Consider the following 18087-nt stretch of genomic DNA (forward strand, 5'->3'; position numbering starts at 1 on the left):
TTGCATAAACCTTAGCGTCTTAATGCAAAATGACTTCTAAATATTCTACCATCTTGAAGTGTTACTACAAACCAGTAATCACTTGAAGGCATATTTGTACCATTATAAGTACCATCCCAACCAGGACCAAGAGGATCTAATTCGGCTAATAATTTACCATAGCGATCATAAATCAATATTTGTGAGTTAGGCTGAAATTGTTGTGATAAACCTTTGACTTGCCAAAACGGATTAATCGCATCTCCATTTGGAGTAAAAAACTTTGGAAACCCAATAACCGAAACGTCTTCTTCAGAAATACCACAATTATTTTCAATGTCACGAATATAAACTGTGTGAAACCCATAATCTACATTGGTAAAAATATGACTTTCTTGGTATGGTCCATTAATGTTGTCTAAGGCGTAATCGTAAATACCTTCACCAGAAACAAAAACAGAAATTGTATTATTATCTGAAGCATCTGTTATGTGAATGTCTGTAATTGTTGCTATATCTGAAGGAGATACAATAATCGTTCGGTCTTTATAACATCCATCAGTATTGGTGACACGAACTGTGTAAGTGCCAGGTTCATTGACTTCTATTTCAAACATGTCTTCACCTGTAGACCATTCGTAATAATAATTATTTGGAATATCATTTATGAGACCACTTGTTAATGTTATTGTTTGCGGAAAGTCATTTAAACAATACAATAGTTCTTCTTCAGTAACAATGTTTGGCAATTCAAATACAGTTAATTCAATAGAACTAATACCAAAACAAGCATTAGCATTTTCAACTCTAGCATAGATAGTTTGCGAATATGGAATGGTATTGGTAAAGTTAGTTCCTAACGGATTGTCTTCAACAAGCGCATCATCATACGTTTCGTAATAGGTAACATCTAATCCAACAGGTAACCCAAATAAAATAGCACTTTCAGTATTTGAAAGGTTAAAATTATAAAAACCATCTTCAATGCCATCATCATCACATGCTTGTAAAGAGGTGTCGTTAGAAGCTGTAGAACTTGCTTGCAATGTGATTTCAGCAATATTAGTACAACCAGTATTAGTGTTGGTTACAAGCGCATAAATAATTTGAGGATTGAAATAGTTATTAAAAGCATCAGGATTAAGTTCATCTTCATCATTTTCTAAATCTTCTAACGATACATAAAAATTAATAGTTCTGTCTGAAGCGCTATTGGTAATTTCATTGAAAAATTGGTTTAAGTTAAACGTTGTAAATCCTTCAGGAATACCATCTTCATCACATTGTATAATTGTAGTGTCAATAGCTTCAGGAGCATCATTAACTGTTAGAATAAATGAATCTGTAGAGTAGCAATCTGTGTTAGCATTATTTTCCATTCTAACAAATATTTCTTCAGAATAAGCTATGGCATTTGTGTATGAATCTGGAAGCGTATTGGTATTATCGTCTGCATCTTGTTGTGTTGGATGATAAGTAATGGTGTATTGTGTTTCATCTTGTGCTATTAAAATGTCAGAGTTTAAATCTGTAAGCATTAATGTTTCAAACCCATCCATAGTATTAGCATTTGAATCACAAAGAGTAATGTCTTCTAATATTGCAATAGAAGGTCTAATAAAGACTTCTATTGTAAAAGTTGTTATGGCATAACAGTTAGGATTTTCGTTATTGTCAACTCTAGCATAAATGGTTTGAGAACTTTCGGTATTATCAAAATCTCCTACAATTTCATTTTCAGCATTGTCTGCATCAATTTGATTGGTATAATAGCGAACTGTATACTCATCTGGATTTTGTCCATTTAATATTTGTGCATCTTGAGTTGTTAAATCGAAAGTAGAAAACCCATATTCATCACATCCAGTAAGATTATTAGGTTGAGTAGCCGTTGGAATATCAAAAATGCCAACCACAGCTTCACCTTCAATTGGGCATTCGCCATTGTTTTGTTCTATATACACTTCATAAAATCCAGGTGTATCCACAAACAATTGAAATGTAGTTTCAGATAATGGCAATCCATCTTTAGACCAAGAATAATCAGCTCCAGGAATGTCTTCTGCTAAAAGCGTATACGAATCACCTGTACAGAGTTTTAGTTCGGTAGTACTAATACCATTTTGAATGATATCAATTTGCGAATTAAACAAAGATTGAATAAAAGGAGGTAAGCCAATGCGTCCTCTATTTTGAAAGGTATTATTAATATCTAAAAGTATTGCTGTTTCATTATAGCCAGCCATTACTCCATCAGCTTCAGGATTTTCTATAACACCAATATAACGTCCAGATGTGTTAGGATTTGAGAATTCGAATTGTACTCTATAAATTCTTTTATCAATTCCTAGTTGTAATGCACCAGCATTAATTGTAGATGAGCTATGAACAAGTTGTTGGGTTGATGGTATATCTAAAGCTTCTAAATCCCACTGTAAAATTCTGCTTGCTCCATCACCAGCATGGCCATCATTAATAGACGCGTAAACTTTTCTGTTTTCTGATGAAAATTCTACACCATATGGACTATCATTATTTTGTGGTCCATATAATTCAATAGCATTAGAAACAATGCCAGTATCATTATCAAAATCGAATAGATAAACGCCTCCTGCAGCATCAGCAGCTGGTGTTGTAGCAAAGCCGAAATGTGCTACAGCTAATTTAGAACCATCAGGTGACGCTTTTAGGTAACCCAAAGAATTTCTACGATAGCCAGAAACATCAACAACAGGACCAACTGTTGATATTATTGGTGTTGTATCTACTCCAGTTTCGGTCACTTTAAAAGCATAAAATTTATCTATAAAATGACTTATTACCCAAAAGGAGGTACAATCATCTGCTTTTACAGCTGTAATTTTTTCAGAACATTTATATTCAGTTTGAAGAGGATTACTGGTGTCATAGGTAATTAATGGCACATTTTTTTCAACAGGATCTACATCTCCTAAACCACCATCTAAAGTTAAATCGACTAACGAATACATGAGTCCATCATTAACACCATCATTAGCAAATCCTCCAGGAAAAGCAGATGTATTATCATGATGAGGCTCATCAACAGTAAAAATGTAATATAAATTAGGGTCTTGTGGTTTGGGTACAATTAATCCTGAAGAGGTACTTGAGTCATCACCTTTAAGTCCAGTGCCAAACAAAGTATTCGCGTTAGGCATTGGCAGATGATTGGCATTCCAAACAGTAATTCCATCAGAATAAAACAATAAATTGCCATTAGTGTCAGAAATTGAAGTACAGCCTTCTAAGGTGTCAATTTGACCATTAGTTACTGCTGTAACTGTTCCAGCTTCGGCATTAAAATGTAAGCCAGCATTTTGACCAAAATACCAATACGATGCTTCTTGTTGAGAATAGGTAAATATACTGCATAGCAGTGTCATCAAAAAAAGATAAAATTTTCTTTTCATTATTGTAATAGCAATTTGCAAGTCTGCCACTATAGATATAACAGCTTTTTGGCTAAAATTACTACGTAATATTTGATTATTTGCAGAACTTTAACATAAAAGTTAAGGTTGAAAAAATAGAATGAATTTATAAAACCATTACAAATCTCTCTTTTTCAATAATCTATACGATAAAAAGATAAAAAGGGCAGTCCAGCCTAAAACAATAACAATTTCATACCAATGTACTGCAAAGTCGTATAAGAATTCTTGTCCGTTAGGTGCTTTAGAAATCGCAATTCTTTGAAAAGGTTGGTCGATGAGTTTGTACATAGATTTTAAAGGAAAGAAATTCTGAATTTTTTCAGCAATATCAGCATTGAATTGCCAAGTAATTAATCCAAAAATAATCCATTCTAAAATGTATAACACAAACAAAAATGCTAAAGCAAAAGCTGAACGTTTAACCAGCATGCCTAAAAATAAACATAGACTAAAGAAACCTACAAGTTTTACAAAGTAAGCCAATAGAAATTCGGTTTCTCTAAAGATTAAATTTGCTTCATTAATACTCGAATAATACAAGCCAATGCAAAGACAAATGATAAAAATTAAAATAGTTGCTATAGCAGAAAAGAAAATGATGGTATAAAATTTTGAAAGGATGAACTCCTTTTTGCTTAGGCCATCAATGAGGTTTTGTTTAATTGTTTTATTGCTGTATTCGTTGCCTATCATACTAACGACAACAATGGCAAAGAAAAATTTAAACTGTGAAGCAAAAAACGTGGTGATATGCCAAACGATTGGAAAATTAAAAAGTCCGTAATGACCTAATTCTAAAGTAAAAAAACCAAAAAAGTCAATGCGTAATGACGATAAAATAATGACGAAAAACGGAAGTACAAATGAAATGAATATTAAAACTTTACTCGCTTTGTTGAGTAATAGTTTTTGGAGTTCTAATTGTAATAATCTTAACATGATGGATTGGTTTTGTACTGAATGCATTCAGTAAATAATGATTGATGATGATTAGTTGTTGTCTGTAAGTTGTAAAAATTGTTCTTCTAAGCTTTCTTTACGCTTTACTAAGTGCGATAATACAATCCCTTTACTAAACATGAGCTTATTAAAGGTTGGAGCATCCATTGGTTGATTTAAAAATGCAGTGATGAGTTCTCCTTCAATTTTAATATTTCCGAAGGATGTGTCATTCTTCAATAGTTGAACTAATTCGTCATGTCTTTCAGCTTTCAATTCAAAAAAACCATGACTCGAAATCATTTCGTCAACACGACCAGAATATAATTTTTCACCTTTTCGTAACACAACCACATGCGAACATACTTTTTCAACTTCATCTAAAAGGTGAGAGGCTAAAAGTATGGTTGTGCCTTGACTAGCAATAGCTTTTATAATAGCTCTAATTTGATGAATTCCTTGAGGATCTAATCCGTTTGTAGGTTCGTCTAAAATTAAGATTTCGGGATCGTTTAGTAGCGCAGAAGCAATAGCTAAACGTTGTTTCATACCTAAGGAATAGGTTTTGAATTTATGATCTTTACGATCAAGCAAGCCAACAACTTCAAGTTTTTCGGCAATTTTACTTTCATCAACATCTTTTATTTTACACACTAGCCTTAAGTTTTGTTCAGCAGTCATGTAAGGATAAAAATTTGGTCGCTCAATTATAGCACCTACTTTTTTTAAAGCATCATGTGTTGATGTTTTACCATCAAACCAATGAAAGTCTCCTTGTGTTTTATTAACGACATTTAAAACGATACCTAATGTTGTTGATTTTCCACTTCCATTTGGTCCCAAAATGCCATATACGTTGCCTTTATTAATAGTAAACGATAAGTTTTTTACAGCAGTGAGATAGCCAAATTTTTTGGTGAGATTGTTAATGGTTAGAATAGATTCCAAATTTGATTGATTTTTTTACTGAAACGTATTCAGTAAAGGTTGATTATAAAAGTAAGACGACACTGTATAATTTTTGTTACAATGTCGTCTTAATTATTAAATTTATGTTTTTAGAAACTTTCTAATTCCAGTTTTCGTCGAAGTCTAAATTATCGTAGTCATCAATATCTAAACCGTCGTCAAATTCACTACCTAAGTCATCAAAATTTTCGGCTTCAAATGCTTTTTCAGGAGCTGTATCAGGAATTTGTCCGTGAACAAACATGAGGTTCGGATAATCGGTACCTTCGGCTTCTTCAACAATTTCAGCTAGTTCGACCAAAAAGGTCCACATACTCATAAAGTCGTAAATGTAAATGAGTTTGGTTTGCGATTCATGAACCACATCACTAAGCGTAGTTTCACTCATTAATCTTACAGAAGCATGTCCTTCGCTGACATCAAACATTGAAATTTCTTCACCTTGATCCCATTCGTCATTACTGATATAAAAAGACGCCATTTCTAATCCGTTAAACCCAAAGGACTGTGTAATGGTATTATGTAAATCTTCAAGAGAATCTGTTTCACGAATTTCAATATCGCGAAATATGTCATCTTCAGTATCATTATCTAGTATAATTCGAAACCTATATATCATGTTGCAAAAATATATTATTTACTGAAACGATGCAAAGTAAATGTCATGGCTGTTAATAATAAAAATGCTCCAACTTGATGCACAACACCTAACCAAACAGGTACAGCATAAATGATGGTTAAAACACCTAAAAGAAATTGTATGCCAACCATAATCAATAAGGCATTTATACCATATAACTGATTACTTGTTAGGATTAATCGTTTCGCTCTATACCAAATGTATAATATTGAAGCAACAACGATATATGCTAAAGTTCGATGTACAAATTGAACACCACTTCTGCCTTCGATAAAGTTTTTATAAAGTGGACTTTGTTCAATATAAACGGTTTTATGCATAAATTTTCCTTCACTCATCATTGGCCAATGGTTATGAATAAATCCTGCATCTAAACCTGCCACAAAAGCACCATAAATAATTTGAAGAATAAGGATGCCTAAACCAAATCTAATAACATTTCTTACACTTGTATCTATGTCTTTTCGCTTCGGAAACATCAAATCTAAAGCGACCCAAAAGGTATAAGCAAAGGTGATAAAAGCTGTTGTTAAATGCATTGCCAATCGATAATGACTTACATCTGGATTGTCAACAAGTCCGCTTTTAACCATATACCAACCTAAAAAACCTTGAAAGCCACCTAAAGCAAGCAGCACAATTGATTTTTTTACGGTTGGTTTTGATAGTTGTTTTGTGATTAAAAAATATAAAAAAGGAAGGATGAACACTAAACCAATAAAACGACCAATAACACGATGAATCCATTCCCAAAAGTAGATGTCTTTAAAATCTTCTAAATCGAAATGGTTATTAAGTTTTTGATATTCTGGATATTGCTTATACAAATCAAAAGCGTCTTGCCATTCGGCTTCATTCATAGGAGGAATAGTTCCAGAAATGAGTTTATAGTTTGAAATTGATAAACCAGAATGTGTCAATCTGGTAATACCACCAACAATAACCATAATGAAAATAAGTACACAACCAGTTAATAACCAATAAATGACTCTTTTGTTGTCCTTTTTCATATTTTTTTTATTTCATTTATCATTCTGAAGCATTGAGGAATCTAATATGGTTTTTAGAGATTCTTCATTGCATTCTGAACGACATTATTTTTTAATTTTTTTTAAGATATGTCTTGCTCTAGCTTTAAAGCCTGAGCTTTGCATTTGATAATCTCTTTCAAGAATCATAACCAATTCTGGATGAATCCAATCAATATCTTGTCCTAATAAAAACAAGGTGTTCATTGCATAGGCTTTAGGAGCAATTTTTTCATCATTAATCATCCAATCAAAACAAGCTTCTACTATCTTTTCTTTGTGTTTAGAATTTAGTGCTGTTTTAATAGCATTTTCATTTTTAGAATAATAGGCAGTGATTAGATATTCACAAATTTTAGCAACTGGTCTTACTGCTGAATCTAAATGTACTTTGTGAATGCTTGCTGTAAATCGATCTAAATGCGGAATTATAGCCTCTAGCTTTTCGCCACACATAAATTCAAAAACCCAAGCTGCACGACAGGATATTTTATCGTCTACCGTAAATAAAACATCTAATAACTCAGGAATAAGCTCAGGTTGCGAAATGACTAAATTGGCATAATAAAGACGTTTTTCTCGCGAGTGGTTGACGTAATTTAATTCGTTATAAAGTTGTTCTGTTGTCAAACCTTTTTTTGTACTTTTAAGCATCACAAAAATAATCAAAATGAAACTCATAAAAAAGATACTTTTAGCTTTACTTATCGTTGTTATTGTTGCTCAATTTTTTGGTCCAGAAAAGAATGAAGGAGATATCACTTCTATAGAACCTTTTCTTGTTGAAACTAAGCCTTCTCCAGAAGTGAAAAAAATATTAAAAGAAACTTGCTTTGATTGCCATAGTAGTGTTACTCGTTATCCTTGGTATAATAATATCACTCCTGTAAACTATTGGTTAGCAGATCATATTAAGCATGGTAAAGGTCATTTTGATGTATCTAAATGGAATGAATACAACCTCAAAAAGAAAGATCATAAACTCGACGAATTGATCGAAATGGTTGAGGCTAAGGAGATGCCTCTAAATTCGTATACTTGGACGCACACTGAAGCGAAATTAACAGATGAGCAAATTAAAGCTGTTGTTGATTGGGCAAAAAGTGTTAGAGAAGACTATGCATCTCAACTTTCAAATTAATAATTAATTAGTTCTTTTTTGTGAACAGGAAATTGCTAATTATTGGTTTTGTTTGGCCTGAGCCTAATAGTTCGGCTGCAGGAAGCAGAATGATGCAGTTAATTTCGTGTTTTCAGTCTAAAAACTACAAGATCACTTTTGCTAGTGCTTGTGCAAAAACAGATCATGCTTTTGATTTAACGTCATTAGGAATTGACCAAGTTCACATTGCATTGAATCACTCTAGTTTTGATGCGTTTTTGCAAGAATTTCAACCAGATGTTGTACTTTTTGATCGGTTTATGATCGAAGAACAATTTGGTTGGAGAGTCGCTAAAGTTTGTCCGAAAGCACTTAGGATTTTAGATACCGAAGATTTACATTGTTTACGCAAAGGAAGAGAGCAAGCCTTTAAAGATGAGCAAACCTTTGATAATTCGTATTTGTTTAACGATGTTGCTAAACGCGAAATTGCTAGTATTTACAGATGCGATTTGAGTTTGATTATTTCTGAAGCTGAGTACGAATTATTAACTCAGGTATTTAAAATAAGTCCTTCAATTTTACATTATTTGCCATTTTTATTGGATAGTGTTTCTGACTCAACAATTAAACAACTCCCAAACTTTGAAAATAGAAAGCATTTTATCACTATTGGAAATTTTTTGCATCCACCAAATTTTCAATCCATTCAATACTTAAAACAACATATTTGGACTTTAATTAAAAAGCAATTACCTCAAGCAGAGTTGCATGTTTATGGAGCTTATGCTTCACAAAAAGTACTGCAGCTAAACAATAAGCAGAAAGGGTTTTTGGTTAAAGGCTATGCTGAAAATGTTTCAGAAATCATGCAGCAATCCAAAGTCTGTTTGGCACCTTTACAATTTGGAGCAGGTTTAAAAGGAAAGTTGATTGATGCTATGCAAAACGGAACTCCTTGCGTGATGAGTTCTATAGCAGCTGAAGGTATGTTTGGTAATTTACAAGCTAACGGATTTATAGCAGACGACATTCAAGATTTTGTAAATTCTGCTGTGGCTTTATATACCAATGAAGCAATCTGGAATGATACTCATAAAAATGGATTTAATGTGATTAATACGCGTTTTCAAGTTTCAGACTTTCAAGCAGAATTTATGCAGCTTGTTTTTGATGTAAAATCCATTTTGAAAACACATCGACAAGAAAATTTTATCGGACAAATGCTTCAGCATCATACACTACAAAGTACTAAGTTTATGAGTAAATGGATAGAGGAGAAGAACAAAGACTAATTTTTTGATGACATTTTAAAGCGCTTTCGATGATTTGGTATAATCTAAAAATCATTAAACTCATGAAAGTTATTTTAAAATTAATTCTAGTTTTTTTTGTATTCAATTTTTTTGCCTGTTCTTCAGATGACGATAGTAATAATGATAGTGAAGCTAGTTTAGAAGGTATATGGATACTGTCTTCATTACGTGTTGAAAGTACATTCGATTTTAATAATGATGGTACTGCTAGTCAAAATCTTTTTGAAGAAACACCTTGTTATGATAACGATTTTATAAATTTTAGAACCGATGGAACTGTAAACGTTGTTACTGCTTTAACCGAAATAACTGTAGACGTTACGAGTCCAACAGAATATAATCATGTATATGAATGCTTAGATGGTTTTGATCAAGAAACAACTTGGACTAGAGAAGGAAACACAATAACAGTTGAGTATGGAAGCACAGATTTAGTTGGTACGATTTCAGGTAACATGTTGACAGTACATATTGAAAACTTTTTTCAAATTGAAATGTACGATGGTATGAGTTATAGTTATCCTAATGAAGACGTGACTTTGGTGTATACAAAACAATAACTGTTACTAACTATGTAAAATAAAAGGGTTGAAAATTAATGTTTTCAACCCTTTTATTCTTAAACCATTTTGCTTTTTAGAGTGTAAGCTTTTAATTCAAAATTTGTGAATTTAATGTTTTAATATCCTCAATTTCCAACCCTAAAAACAATAGTTTATGAAAGGTTGGGAATTGCGCTTCAGTTTTACTTGTCGTCCAATCTGTCCATGAAGCTTCGAGACCATCTATTGGTAAGATATCGACCCACATTTGAAAACTTTTTGGTTTTCCGTTGTCGTCAAAATGCCATAAATACGAATCTCCAGGAGTTGTGCCACCAGAAGTATAAGTTACTAAAAGTGCGTTTTTATCATCTTCAGTTTTTACGAGCCTGCGCTCAACACCTTTATCAAATACTTTGTAAGGAGCTACTAACCAAAAGGTGTCGTTGTTGAAATAACTTTCGGCTTTGTGAATGTAATCGAGAGCATCTGATTGATTATATTCAGTATCGTTTATGTATACTTTTGAAGTTTCATGGTTTATTAGATTTAAATCAACTTTAATATTTTTCCAATACACTTCGCAAGTTTGTTCGGTTTTATGCCATTTGTAATGGTGTCGCTTTTTAAAGGTGAACTCAATATAGTCTGTAGCTTTATAAGCATCATGATTTAAAGCATTCAGCATTCTAGTCGCTAAAAGATCTGCCTCTTTTCCTTGAGTTCCAGTTGGCAAGTCTTCATTGTATTTAAAATACATAAATGTGAAGAGTAGAAGCGTAGGCAGTGTAAAAAACACAATAAGTCCACCAACGATTTTTAATACTTTTTTTAGTTTAGATTGTTTAGCCATCCTAATGTTATTTCAATTTATGATGTATTCCTTCTGCGAGAGTTTTTGCAGCTTCAGGATGATGTCTAAACCAAAGTTCTGGTTCAATCAATTCTAACTCTGAAAGTGCAATTTTTCCATCGTTATCTTCAAAAATATCAACTCTTGCATAGATAGGCAATTCGTTACATGCTTTAACTGAAGCTTCAGCAAACATAATTTCTTCAGCAGTAGGAGTGTAGTTGTGTACGCTTCCGCCAAAATCATCTTGCACTCTAAAATCACCAGTTTTCGCTTTTTTTAGAATAGCATGTGTAAACTTTCCGTTAAACACCATCATAGATATTTCACCTTTACTTACAATATGATGTTGAAACGGTTGAAGCATCATCGCTTCATTGGCAATTAACTCTTGAAATATCGTTTCATGTTGTTCTAAATTTTCAAGATTTAATTTATATGTATGTCGTGCTGCTCCCGAAATACAAGGTTTTAAAACCGTTTCTTTCCAATTTAAAATATGATGCAATTGTTTTAAAGTGACTTTAGCTCCTTGTTCTATAAAATGACTTTCAGCGATGTGAATGCCATTATTCTGCAAATCTAAAAGATAGTGTTTATCAATATTCCAGCGAATAATGGCTTCAGAATTTATTAAAGTGGTTTGCTTTGAAACCACTTCAAGCCATTTAGAAAATTCATCAAAACGATCAAAATAATCCCAAGTGGTTCGAAATAAAACCGATTTTGTTGTAGACCAATCAAAAAACATATCGTCCCAAGCCAATCGTAAAGTTTTGAGCTTGAGTTCTTCTAAAGCATGGTAAACAAGTCGATCTTCATAATAGACATTGTGTTTATAAGCATCTGTTTTAGAATCGTTAAGATATCTTTGGTCTGTGAGTATGACGCAATCGTATAGTTTCATTTCAATTGTTTTTAAAATCCAATAGCAGTATCATCACCTCTGTAATCTGCTCCACCTTCAAGTTGTCCGTTATCTAATACTAAAATGGCTTCAACTCGTGCTGTAATTGGAGCAGAAGCTTCATTAATATCATAGCCTTTAGTTTCTAATTGTTGTTTTAAATCTTCAGAAAACAAATCGACTTCCATTCTAATGCGATCAGGTAACCATTGATGATGTAAACGAGGAGCATCTACTGCCTCTTGCATAGTCATATCAAATTCTACAACATTTAAAATGACTTGTAAAACAGAAGTGATAATTGTAGAGCCACCAGGAGTTCCTAACACCATAAAAAGTTCTCCGTTTTTTTCAACAATTGTTGGAGTCATGGCACTAAGCATACGTTTTTCTGGCGCAATGCTATTGGCTTCACCACCAATTAATCCGTATATATTTGGTGTTCCAGGTTTGCTACTAAAATCGTCCATTTCATTATTTAAAAAGAAACCCAATTCGTCAACATACAATTTAGAACCATAACCACTGTTTAAAGTAGTCGTAACCGAAACAGCATTTCCAAAGGGATCTACAATAGAGTAGTGTGTTGTTTCTTCACTTTCATAACCTAAAACTTCTCCATGACTAATTGCTTCTGAAGGTGTCGGGTGTTCAAAAGAAAAATCTTCCATACGTTTTTTTAAGTAGGAGTCGCTTAATAGTTCTTTAGTTGGAATATCGACAAAATCAGGATCACCTAAAAAGAAACTTCTATCAGCATAAGCACGACGCTCGGCTTCAACCATAACTTGAATACTTTTTACAGAGTTATGACCATAAGATTTTAAATCGAAAGGCTCCATCATTTTCATAATTTGAGCCAAACACAATCCACCACTTGAAGGAGGAGACATAGATGTAATAGTGAAATCTTTATATTGAAACTCAATAGGATCTCTCCATTTAGGGTTGTATAATTCAAGATCTTTGAGCGTCATGATGGTTCCCTTTTGATTCAGAAAACGAATGAGCTGTTGAGCAGTTTCGCCTTTGTAAAACTCGTCTTTACCATTTTTAGCGATACGTTTTAAAGTTTGAGCTAGCGCAATATTTTTAAGAGTATCATTTGCTTTAATATGTTTTGTAAACAGGATATCTTTTCCGTTAACAACACGCATTATACTATCATAATGGTCTAATTTTTCGTGTTGTTTTTTAGTGACAACAAATCCATTTTCGGCTAGAGCAATTACAGGCTTTAATAATTCTTCAGTAGGTAAAGTTCCGAATCGCTCATGAGCAGCAAAAATACCAGCTATAGTTCCTGGGACACCAACCGAATGCACACCAACTGTACTCATGTCTTTAACAACATTACCTTCATTATCTAAGTACATGGTTTTATGAGCTGCTAAAGGAGCTTTTTCTCTGTAGTCTAAAGCTCCAGTTTTACCATCTGCTAAACGATACACCATAAATCCGCCTCCTCCTAAATTTCCAGCATAAGGATAAACGACAGCTAAAGCCATTTCAGTTGCAAACATAGCGTCAAAGGCATTTCCACCTTGCTTTAAAATGTCTGCACCAATTTTTGAAGCTTCTTCACGAGCAGTTACAACCATAGCGTTTTTGGCAATTACACCACGTTTTTTAGATTGTGAAGAACTAACAGGTGTATTGTTTTTACAAGACAAACAGAACACAACTAAAACTAGAATTGAAAATAAAGGTTTCATAAGTTATACATTTTCATTAGTTCCATTCGTTTAGTTTCTGAAGTTTCAATAAGTTCTTTAAAAAACAACGTGAATTCTTCTTCAAATTCAGAATAATATAGCTTTAATTCATTGGTAGCTAAGTGCATTCCAGATTTGTTGTTTGTGCGTTTGTTCATGCCATTTAAAACACGTTGTATGCCTTCAATTTCGGCATAACTCAGCAACCAATTGTCGGTAATCATAAAAGGCATAAGGTGTTGAAAACGGTCTGGCAAGACATCAAAATGTGCTTTTAAACTTTCGTAAAAATCTTGAATATAAATATCTAAAGGAATGTTTGAATAATGTTGCCAGTTTTTTGCTAAAAAATGATCGTATAAAATATCTACAATAACACCACTATAATGACTGTAGTTTTTGTGCAAACGTTTAGTGCTTTGTCTAACAATAGGATGTGCGTCGGTAAAGGTGTCTATATGACGATGTAGTTTTACGCCAACCTGAAACTCGGGAGAGAGCAATTTATATTTGCTTCCTCTAATGGCATCGGCAACAAAATTGCCAATTGTAATCTTTTCGTTATCTCCAGAAAGGTAAATATGGGCAAGAAAATTCATAGGCGTAATTTACGAATTGTGAGTTAAGATTTACGGTTTTGAAATAGTATATTTGCTGAAAATATTAACAAAATATGACACTTATAAAATCAATTTCTGGAATTAGAGGAACCATTGGAGGTTCGGTTGGAGACAATTTAACACCTATTGATGCTGTAAAATTTGCATCAGCCTATGGTATGTGGATCAAGCAACAACGCAATAAAGATAATTATAGAGTTGTGGTTGGACGTGACGCTCGTATTTCGGGAGAGATGATTCAGAATTTGGTAATGAATACTTTGGTTGGCTTAGGAATTCATGTGATAGATTTAGGACTATCTACAACACCAACGGTTGAAGTTGCAGTGCCAATGGAACATGCTGATGGTGGAATTATTTTAACGGCTAGTCATAATCCCAAACAATGGAACGCACTAAAACTTCTAGATGCCAAAGGTGAATTTTTAAATGCTGAAGAAGGGGCTAAAATTTTAAAAATTGCTGAAGCTGATGATATGTCATTTGCAGATGTGGATAGCTTAGGAAAAATTATCATAAATGACGCTTATATCGATTTGCATATTGATGAAGTCTTGGACATGGATTTGGTTAATGTTGATGCCATAAAGGAAGCTAACTTTAAAGTGGTAGTTGATGGTGTGAATTCTACAGGTGGAATGGCAATCCCTTTATTATTAGAACGTTTAGGAGTGCATCCTGTGAAATTGTACTGTGAGCCTAATGGACATTTTCCTCATAATCCAGAGCCTTTAAAAGAACATCTAACCGATTTATCTAAAGCAGTCGTTGATGAGCATGCCGATTTTGGAATAGTTGTCGATCCAGATGTAGATCGTTTGGCGTTTATGGACGAAAAAGGAGAGATGTTTGGTGAAGAATATACTTTAGTCGCTTGTGCAGATTATGTATTGAGCAAAACTAAGGGAAACACAGTGAGTAATATGAGTTCTACAAGAGCTTTAAAAGATATTACTGAAAAGCATGGAGGAACTTACGAAGCGAGTGCTGTTGGAGAAGTTAATGTGGTTAGTTTAATGAAAAAAAATAACGCTGTTATTGGAGGTGAAGGTAATGGTGGAATTATCTATCCTGAGTTGCATTATGGTCGTGATGCTTTGGTTGGAGTGGCTTTATTTTTAAGCCTTTTAGCTGAAAAGAAAATGAATGTGAGCGAACTGAGAGCGTCTTATCCTAACTATTTTATGAGTAAGAAAAAAATTCAGTTAACACCAGAACTTGATGTTGATGCGGTTTTAAGTGCAATGGAATCTAAATATGTACACGAAAACTTAACCACGATTGATGGTGTAAAAATTGATTTTTCAGATTCTTGGGTACATTTAAGAAAAAGTAATACAGAACCAATAATTCGTATTTATACTGAAGCGCCTTCTCAAAGCGAAGCAGATACACTTGCAGATCGTATTATTGGAGAAATTAAAAACATCGCAAATATTTAGTATCTTTAATAGGAATCTAAATACTAATTAAACAATACACAATACAATTGTCACCCTAAACTTGTTTCAGGGTTTTATTAGTGAAATGCAAATGAGATTCTGAAACAAATTCAGAATGGCTTTTTTTAAGAATTTAAATAAATTAAAATGATTTCCGTAGAAAATTCAAGGTCTAAACCTTCTAAACTTGAACAGTATTTTCAAAAGTTCAGACAACATATTATTGGCATAGATCAAGAGTTTGAATCGCCTTTCGGAAAAAAACAAATCATTTATACAGATTGGACAGCTTCTGGTCGTTTATATAGACCAATAGAGGAGAAGCTTTGTAATGAGTTTGGACCCTTTGTAGCCAATACTCATACCGAAACGACTGTGTCTGGAACAGCCATGACCAAAGCCTATCATGAAGCAAAGCACATCATTAAAAAACATGTCAATTGTAATGATGAAGATGTATTGATTGTCTGTGGAAACGGAATGACTGGAGTCGTAAATAAGTTCCAACGAATTTTAGGCTTGAAAGTTCCTGAAAATCTAAGTAAATATACAGAGATACCTGACGAAATGCGTCCAGTGGTTTTCATTTCTCATATGGAACATCATTCTAATCAAACATCTTGGTTAGAAACCATTGCTAAAGTCGAAGTGATTCCGCCAGATGAAGAAGGTTTATTCAGCTTAAAAAACTTAGAAAATCTTTTAGAACAGTATAAAGATTGTACTTTAAAAATTGCATCAATTGTTGGAGGTTCTAATGTAACAGGACTTCAAACACCACATCATAAAGTTGCCGAATTAATGCATAAGCATGGAGGTGTTTGTTTTGTTGATTTTGCGTGTTCTGCTCCTTACGTTGATATCGATATGCATCCTGAAAATGAAAATCAGGCTTTAGACGCTGTTTTCTTCTCACCTCATAAATTTTTAGGAGGACCAGGAACATCTGGAGTATTGGTTTTTAATAAAAAATTATATCATAATATGATTCCTGATTGTCCTGGTGGAGGAACAGTTAGTTGGACGAATCCTTGGGGAGAACATAAATACATTGATGATATTGAAGATAGAGAAGATGGTGGAACTCCTGGGTTTCTTCAAACGATTAAAACAGCTCTTGCTATTAAGTTAAAAGAGCAAATGGGAGTTGACAACATTCTTAAGCGTGAACATGAGTTAAACGATATAATTTTTAAAGCACTTTCAAGAGTTGAAAATATTAATATTCTTGCAGGTCAGCATCAAGACCGATTAGGTGTGATTTCGTTTTATATTGATGATTTACATTATAATTTAGGTGTAAAATTATTAAATGATCGCTTCGGAATTCAAACTCGTGGTGGTTGTAGTTGTGCAGGAACTTATGGACATTTTTTATTGCATGTAGACCAGCAAACTAGTAGAGAATTGACCAGTGAAATATCTATTGGTGATTTAGTGAGAAAACCAGGATGGATTCGAATGTCGATTCATCCAACGACTACAGATGAAGAAATGAATTTTGTTTGCGATAGTATTATAGCACTAGCTAAAAACCATAAAGAATGGGCTAAAGATTACAATTATATTGGAGCTAACAATGAATTTATTCACAAGTCTGTAAAAGACGATACAACTCAAGACGCAGAGGTGAAATCTTGGTTTAGTATATAATTATTGAAATTGAGGCGGAACATCATTTCTGTATTTCCAGCGTTTATGCGTCCATAAATAATATTCAGGAGCTTCATAAATCTGTTCTTCAACCAGTTTTAGAAAGATGTCTGTAATTTCATAATTTTCGTACGCATTAGGAGTTGTAGTTATGGTTTTAAAAGTCGTTTCGTAATATCCTCTTTTAATTTTTTTTACACTAAAGAATACAACAGCCATATCTAGTTTTTTAGCTAGCATTTCGGCTCCAGTATGAACAGGAACCTTAATGTTCATGAACTCATTCCAATGAAAAGCTTTACGACGTCTAGGTGATTGATCAGACACAAAACCATTTATGGTTAATTCTCCTTTTTCTTTAGCACTTATTAGTGTTGGTACAGTCTCTTTAGTGGTGATGAGATAACTATTGTATTTTGCTCTAATTCGCTTCACTAAACGATCAAAATATTTGTTTTCTATACGTTTGTAAATTGCATAGCCTTTCGATTTGATATGGGTTTGTAAAATAAAAATCCATTCCCAACTACCATAATGCGCGCACATTAAAACGATACTTTTGTTAGCATTTTCAATCTTATGAACTTCTTCAATATTGGTAAACGTGAAACGTTTTTTCATTTCAGCTTCAGAAATGGTTAAAGATTTAATAGCTTCAACCACCATATCACATAAATGATGGTAAAACTTTTTGGTAATGGTTTTTATTTCTTCTTCAGATTTATTAGGGAACACTAGTCTTAAATTCTCTTTAACGACTTTTTTTCTGTATCCTATTACATAGTATAGCAAAAGATATAAACCATCAGAAACTGCGTATAAAAGTTTAAAGGGTAGAATAGAAACTAACCACAAAAACGGGTAAATTATAATGTAAGCTAGAAATTGCATTTATTAATCTTAGATTTGCAAAGGCAAATATATGTA

16 protein-coding genes are annotated in these 18087 nt (G+C 33.1%); 5 read left to right on the forward strand and 11 right to left on the reverse strand.

Annotation, left to right across the window (positions count from 1 at the left end):
- Window positions 1–11: 11 nt before the first annotated feature.
- The 6 genes from ACP15M_RS00490 to ACP15M_RS00515 form a co-directional block, all read right to left on the reverse strand.
- A complete protein-coding gene (locus ACP15M_RS00490) occupies window positions 12–3383 on the reverse strand; it encodes a T9SS type B sorting domain-containing protein (RefSeq protein ID WP_425075199.1) in 3372 nt (1123 codons plus the stop codon).
- A gap of 165 nt (window positions 3384–3548) precedes the next feature.
- Window positions 3549–4373, reverse strand: a complete 825-nt coding sequence (locus ACP15M_RS00495) for an ABC transporter permease subunit (protein WP_425075200.1) — start codon at window positions 4371–4373, stop codon at window positions 3549–3551.
- Between the two features lie 51 nt (window positions 4374–4424).
- Window positions 4425–5321: an ABC transporter ATP-binding protein gene (locus ACP15M_RS00500; protein WP_425075201.1), complete on the reverse strand. Its 897-nt coding sequence runs from the start codon at window positions 5319–5321 to the stop codon at window positions 4425–4427.
- Window positions 5322–5442: 121 nt separating this feature from the next.
- The gene (locus ACP15M_RS00505) at window positions 5443–5961 is read right to left on the reverse strand and encodes an IS1096 element passenger TnpR family protein (RefSeq protein WP_425075202.1); all 519 of its coding nucleotides are present in this window, start codon (window positions 5959–5961) and stop codon (window positions 5443–5445) included.
- A gap of 14 nt (window positions 5962–5975) precedes the next feature.
- Window positions 5976–6992 carry a COX15/CtaA family protein gene (locus ACP15M_RS00510; protein ID WP_425075203.1) on the reverse strand — a complete coding sequence of 339 codons (1017 nt, stop codon included), beginning with the start codon at window positions 6990–6992 and terminating at the stop codon, window positions 5976–5978.
- An 84-nt stretch (window positions 6993–7076) separates the two neighbouring features.
- Window positions 7077–7640: an adenylosuccinate lyase gene (locus tag ACP15M_RS00515; protein WP_425076052.1), complete on the reverse strand. Its 564-nt coding sequence runs from the start codon at window positions 7638–7640 to the stop codon at window positions 7077–7079.
- Between the two features lie 40 nt (window positions 7641–7680).
- On the opposite strand from ACP15M_RS00515, the gene ACP15M_RS00520 reads away from it, so the two are divergent.
- From ACP15M_RS00520 to ACP15M_RS00530, 3 genes are all read left to right on the forward strand, one after another.
- Window positions 7681–8151: a heme-binding domain-containing protein gene (locus ACP15M_RS00520; protein ID WP_425075204.1), complete on the forward strand. Its 471-nt coding sequence runs from the start codon at window positions 7681–7683 to the stop codon at window positions 8149–8151.
- A gap of 20 nt (window positions 8152–8171) precedes the next feature.
- Window positions 8172–9407: a glycosyltransferase gene (locus ACP15M_RS00525; protein ID WP_425075205.1), complete on the forward strand. Its 1236-nt coding sequence runs from the start codon at window positions 8172–8174 to the stop codon at window positions 9405–9407.
- Window positions 9408–9469: 62 nt separating this feature from the next.
- Window positions 9470–9988, forward strand: coding sequence for a hypothetical protein (locus ACP15M_RS00530; protein WP_425075206.1), 519 nt, complete (start codon window positions 9470–9472; stop codon window positions 9986–9988).
- Window positions 9989–10079: 91 nt separating this feature from the next.
- Here ACP15M_RS00530 and ACP15M_RS00535 read toward each other — a convergent pair whose 3' ends face one another.
- From ACP15M_RS00535 to ACP15M_RS00550, 4 genes are read right to left on the reverse strand one after another with little or no spacing between them, the layout of a single operon-like run.
- A complete protein-coding gene (locus tag ACP15M_RS00535; protein ID WP_425075207.1) occupies window positions 10080–10823 on the reverse strand; it encodes a hypothetical protein in 744 nt (247 codons plus the stop codon).
- Window positions 10824–10830: 7 nt separating this feature from the next.
- The gene (locus ACP15M_RS00540; protein ID WP_425075208.1) at window positions 10831–11730 is read right to left on the reverse strand and encodes an ATP-grasp domain-containing protein; all 900 of its coding nucleotides are present in this window, start codon (window positions 11728–11730) and stop codon (window positions 10831–10833) included.
- 11 nt (window positions 11731–11741) lie between these two features.
- Window positions 11742–13445, reverse strand: coding sequence for a gamma-glutamyltransferase (ggt, locus tag ACP15M_RS00545; RefSeq protein WP_425075209.1), 1704 nt, complete (start codon window positions 13443–13445; stop codon window positions 11742–11744).
- Window positions 13442–14044 carry an ACP phosphodiesterase gene (locus tag ACP15M_RS00550; RefSeq protein WP_425075210.1) on the reverse strand — a complete coding sequence of 201 codons (603 nt, stop codon included), beginning with the start codon at window positions 14042–14044 and terminating at the stop codon, window positions 13442–13444. The genes ggt and ACP15M_RS00550 overlap by 4 nt, the downstream gene beginning before the upstream one ends.
- Before the next feature lie 74 nt (window positions 14045–14118).
- On the opposite strand from ACP15M_RS00550, the gene glmM reads away from it, so the two are divergent.
- Window positions 14119–15507: a phosphoglucosamine mutase gene (glmM, locus tag ACP15M_RS00555; RefSeq protein WP_425075211.1), complete on the forward strand. Its 1389-nt coding sequence runs from the start codon at window positions 14119–14121 to the stop codon at window positions 15505–15507.
- A gap of 147 nt (window positions 15508–15654) precedes the next feature.
- A complete protein-coding gene (locus ACP15M_RS00560; RefSeq protein WP_425075212.1) occupies window positions 15655–17160 on the forward strand; it encodes an aminotransferase class V-fold PLP-dependent enzyme in 1506 nt (501 codons plus the stop codon).
- Here the strand turns inward: ACP15M_RS00560 and ACP15M_RS00565 are convergent, their stop codons facing one another.
- Window positions 17161–18051 carry a lysophospholipid acyltransferase family protein gene (locus ACP15M_RS00565; RefSeq protein ID WP_425075213.1) on the reverse strand — a complete coding sequence of 297 codons (891 nt, stop codon included), beginning with the start codon at window positions 18049–18051 and terminating at the stop codon, window positions 17161–17163.
- Window positions 18052–18087 lie beyond the last annotated feature (36 nt).

This window comes from Psychroserpens sp. S379A (genome assembly GCF_049800755.1).
GTDB lineage: Bacteria > Bacteroidota > Bacteroidia > Flavobacteriales > Flavobacteriaceae > Psychroserpens.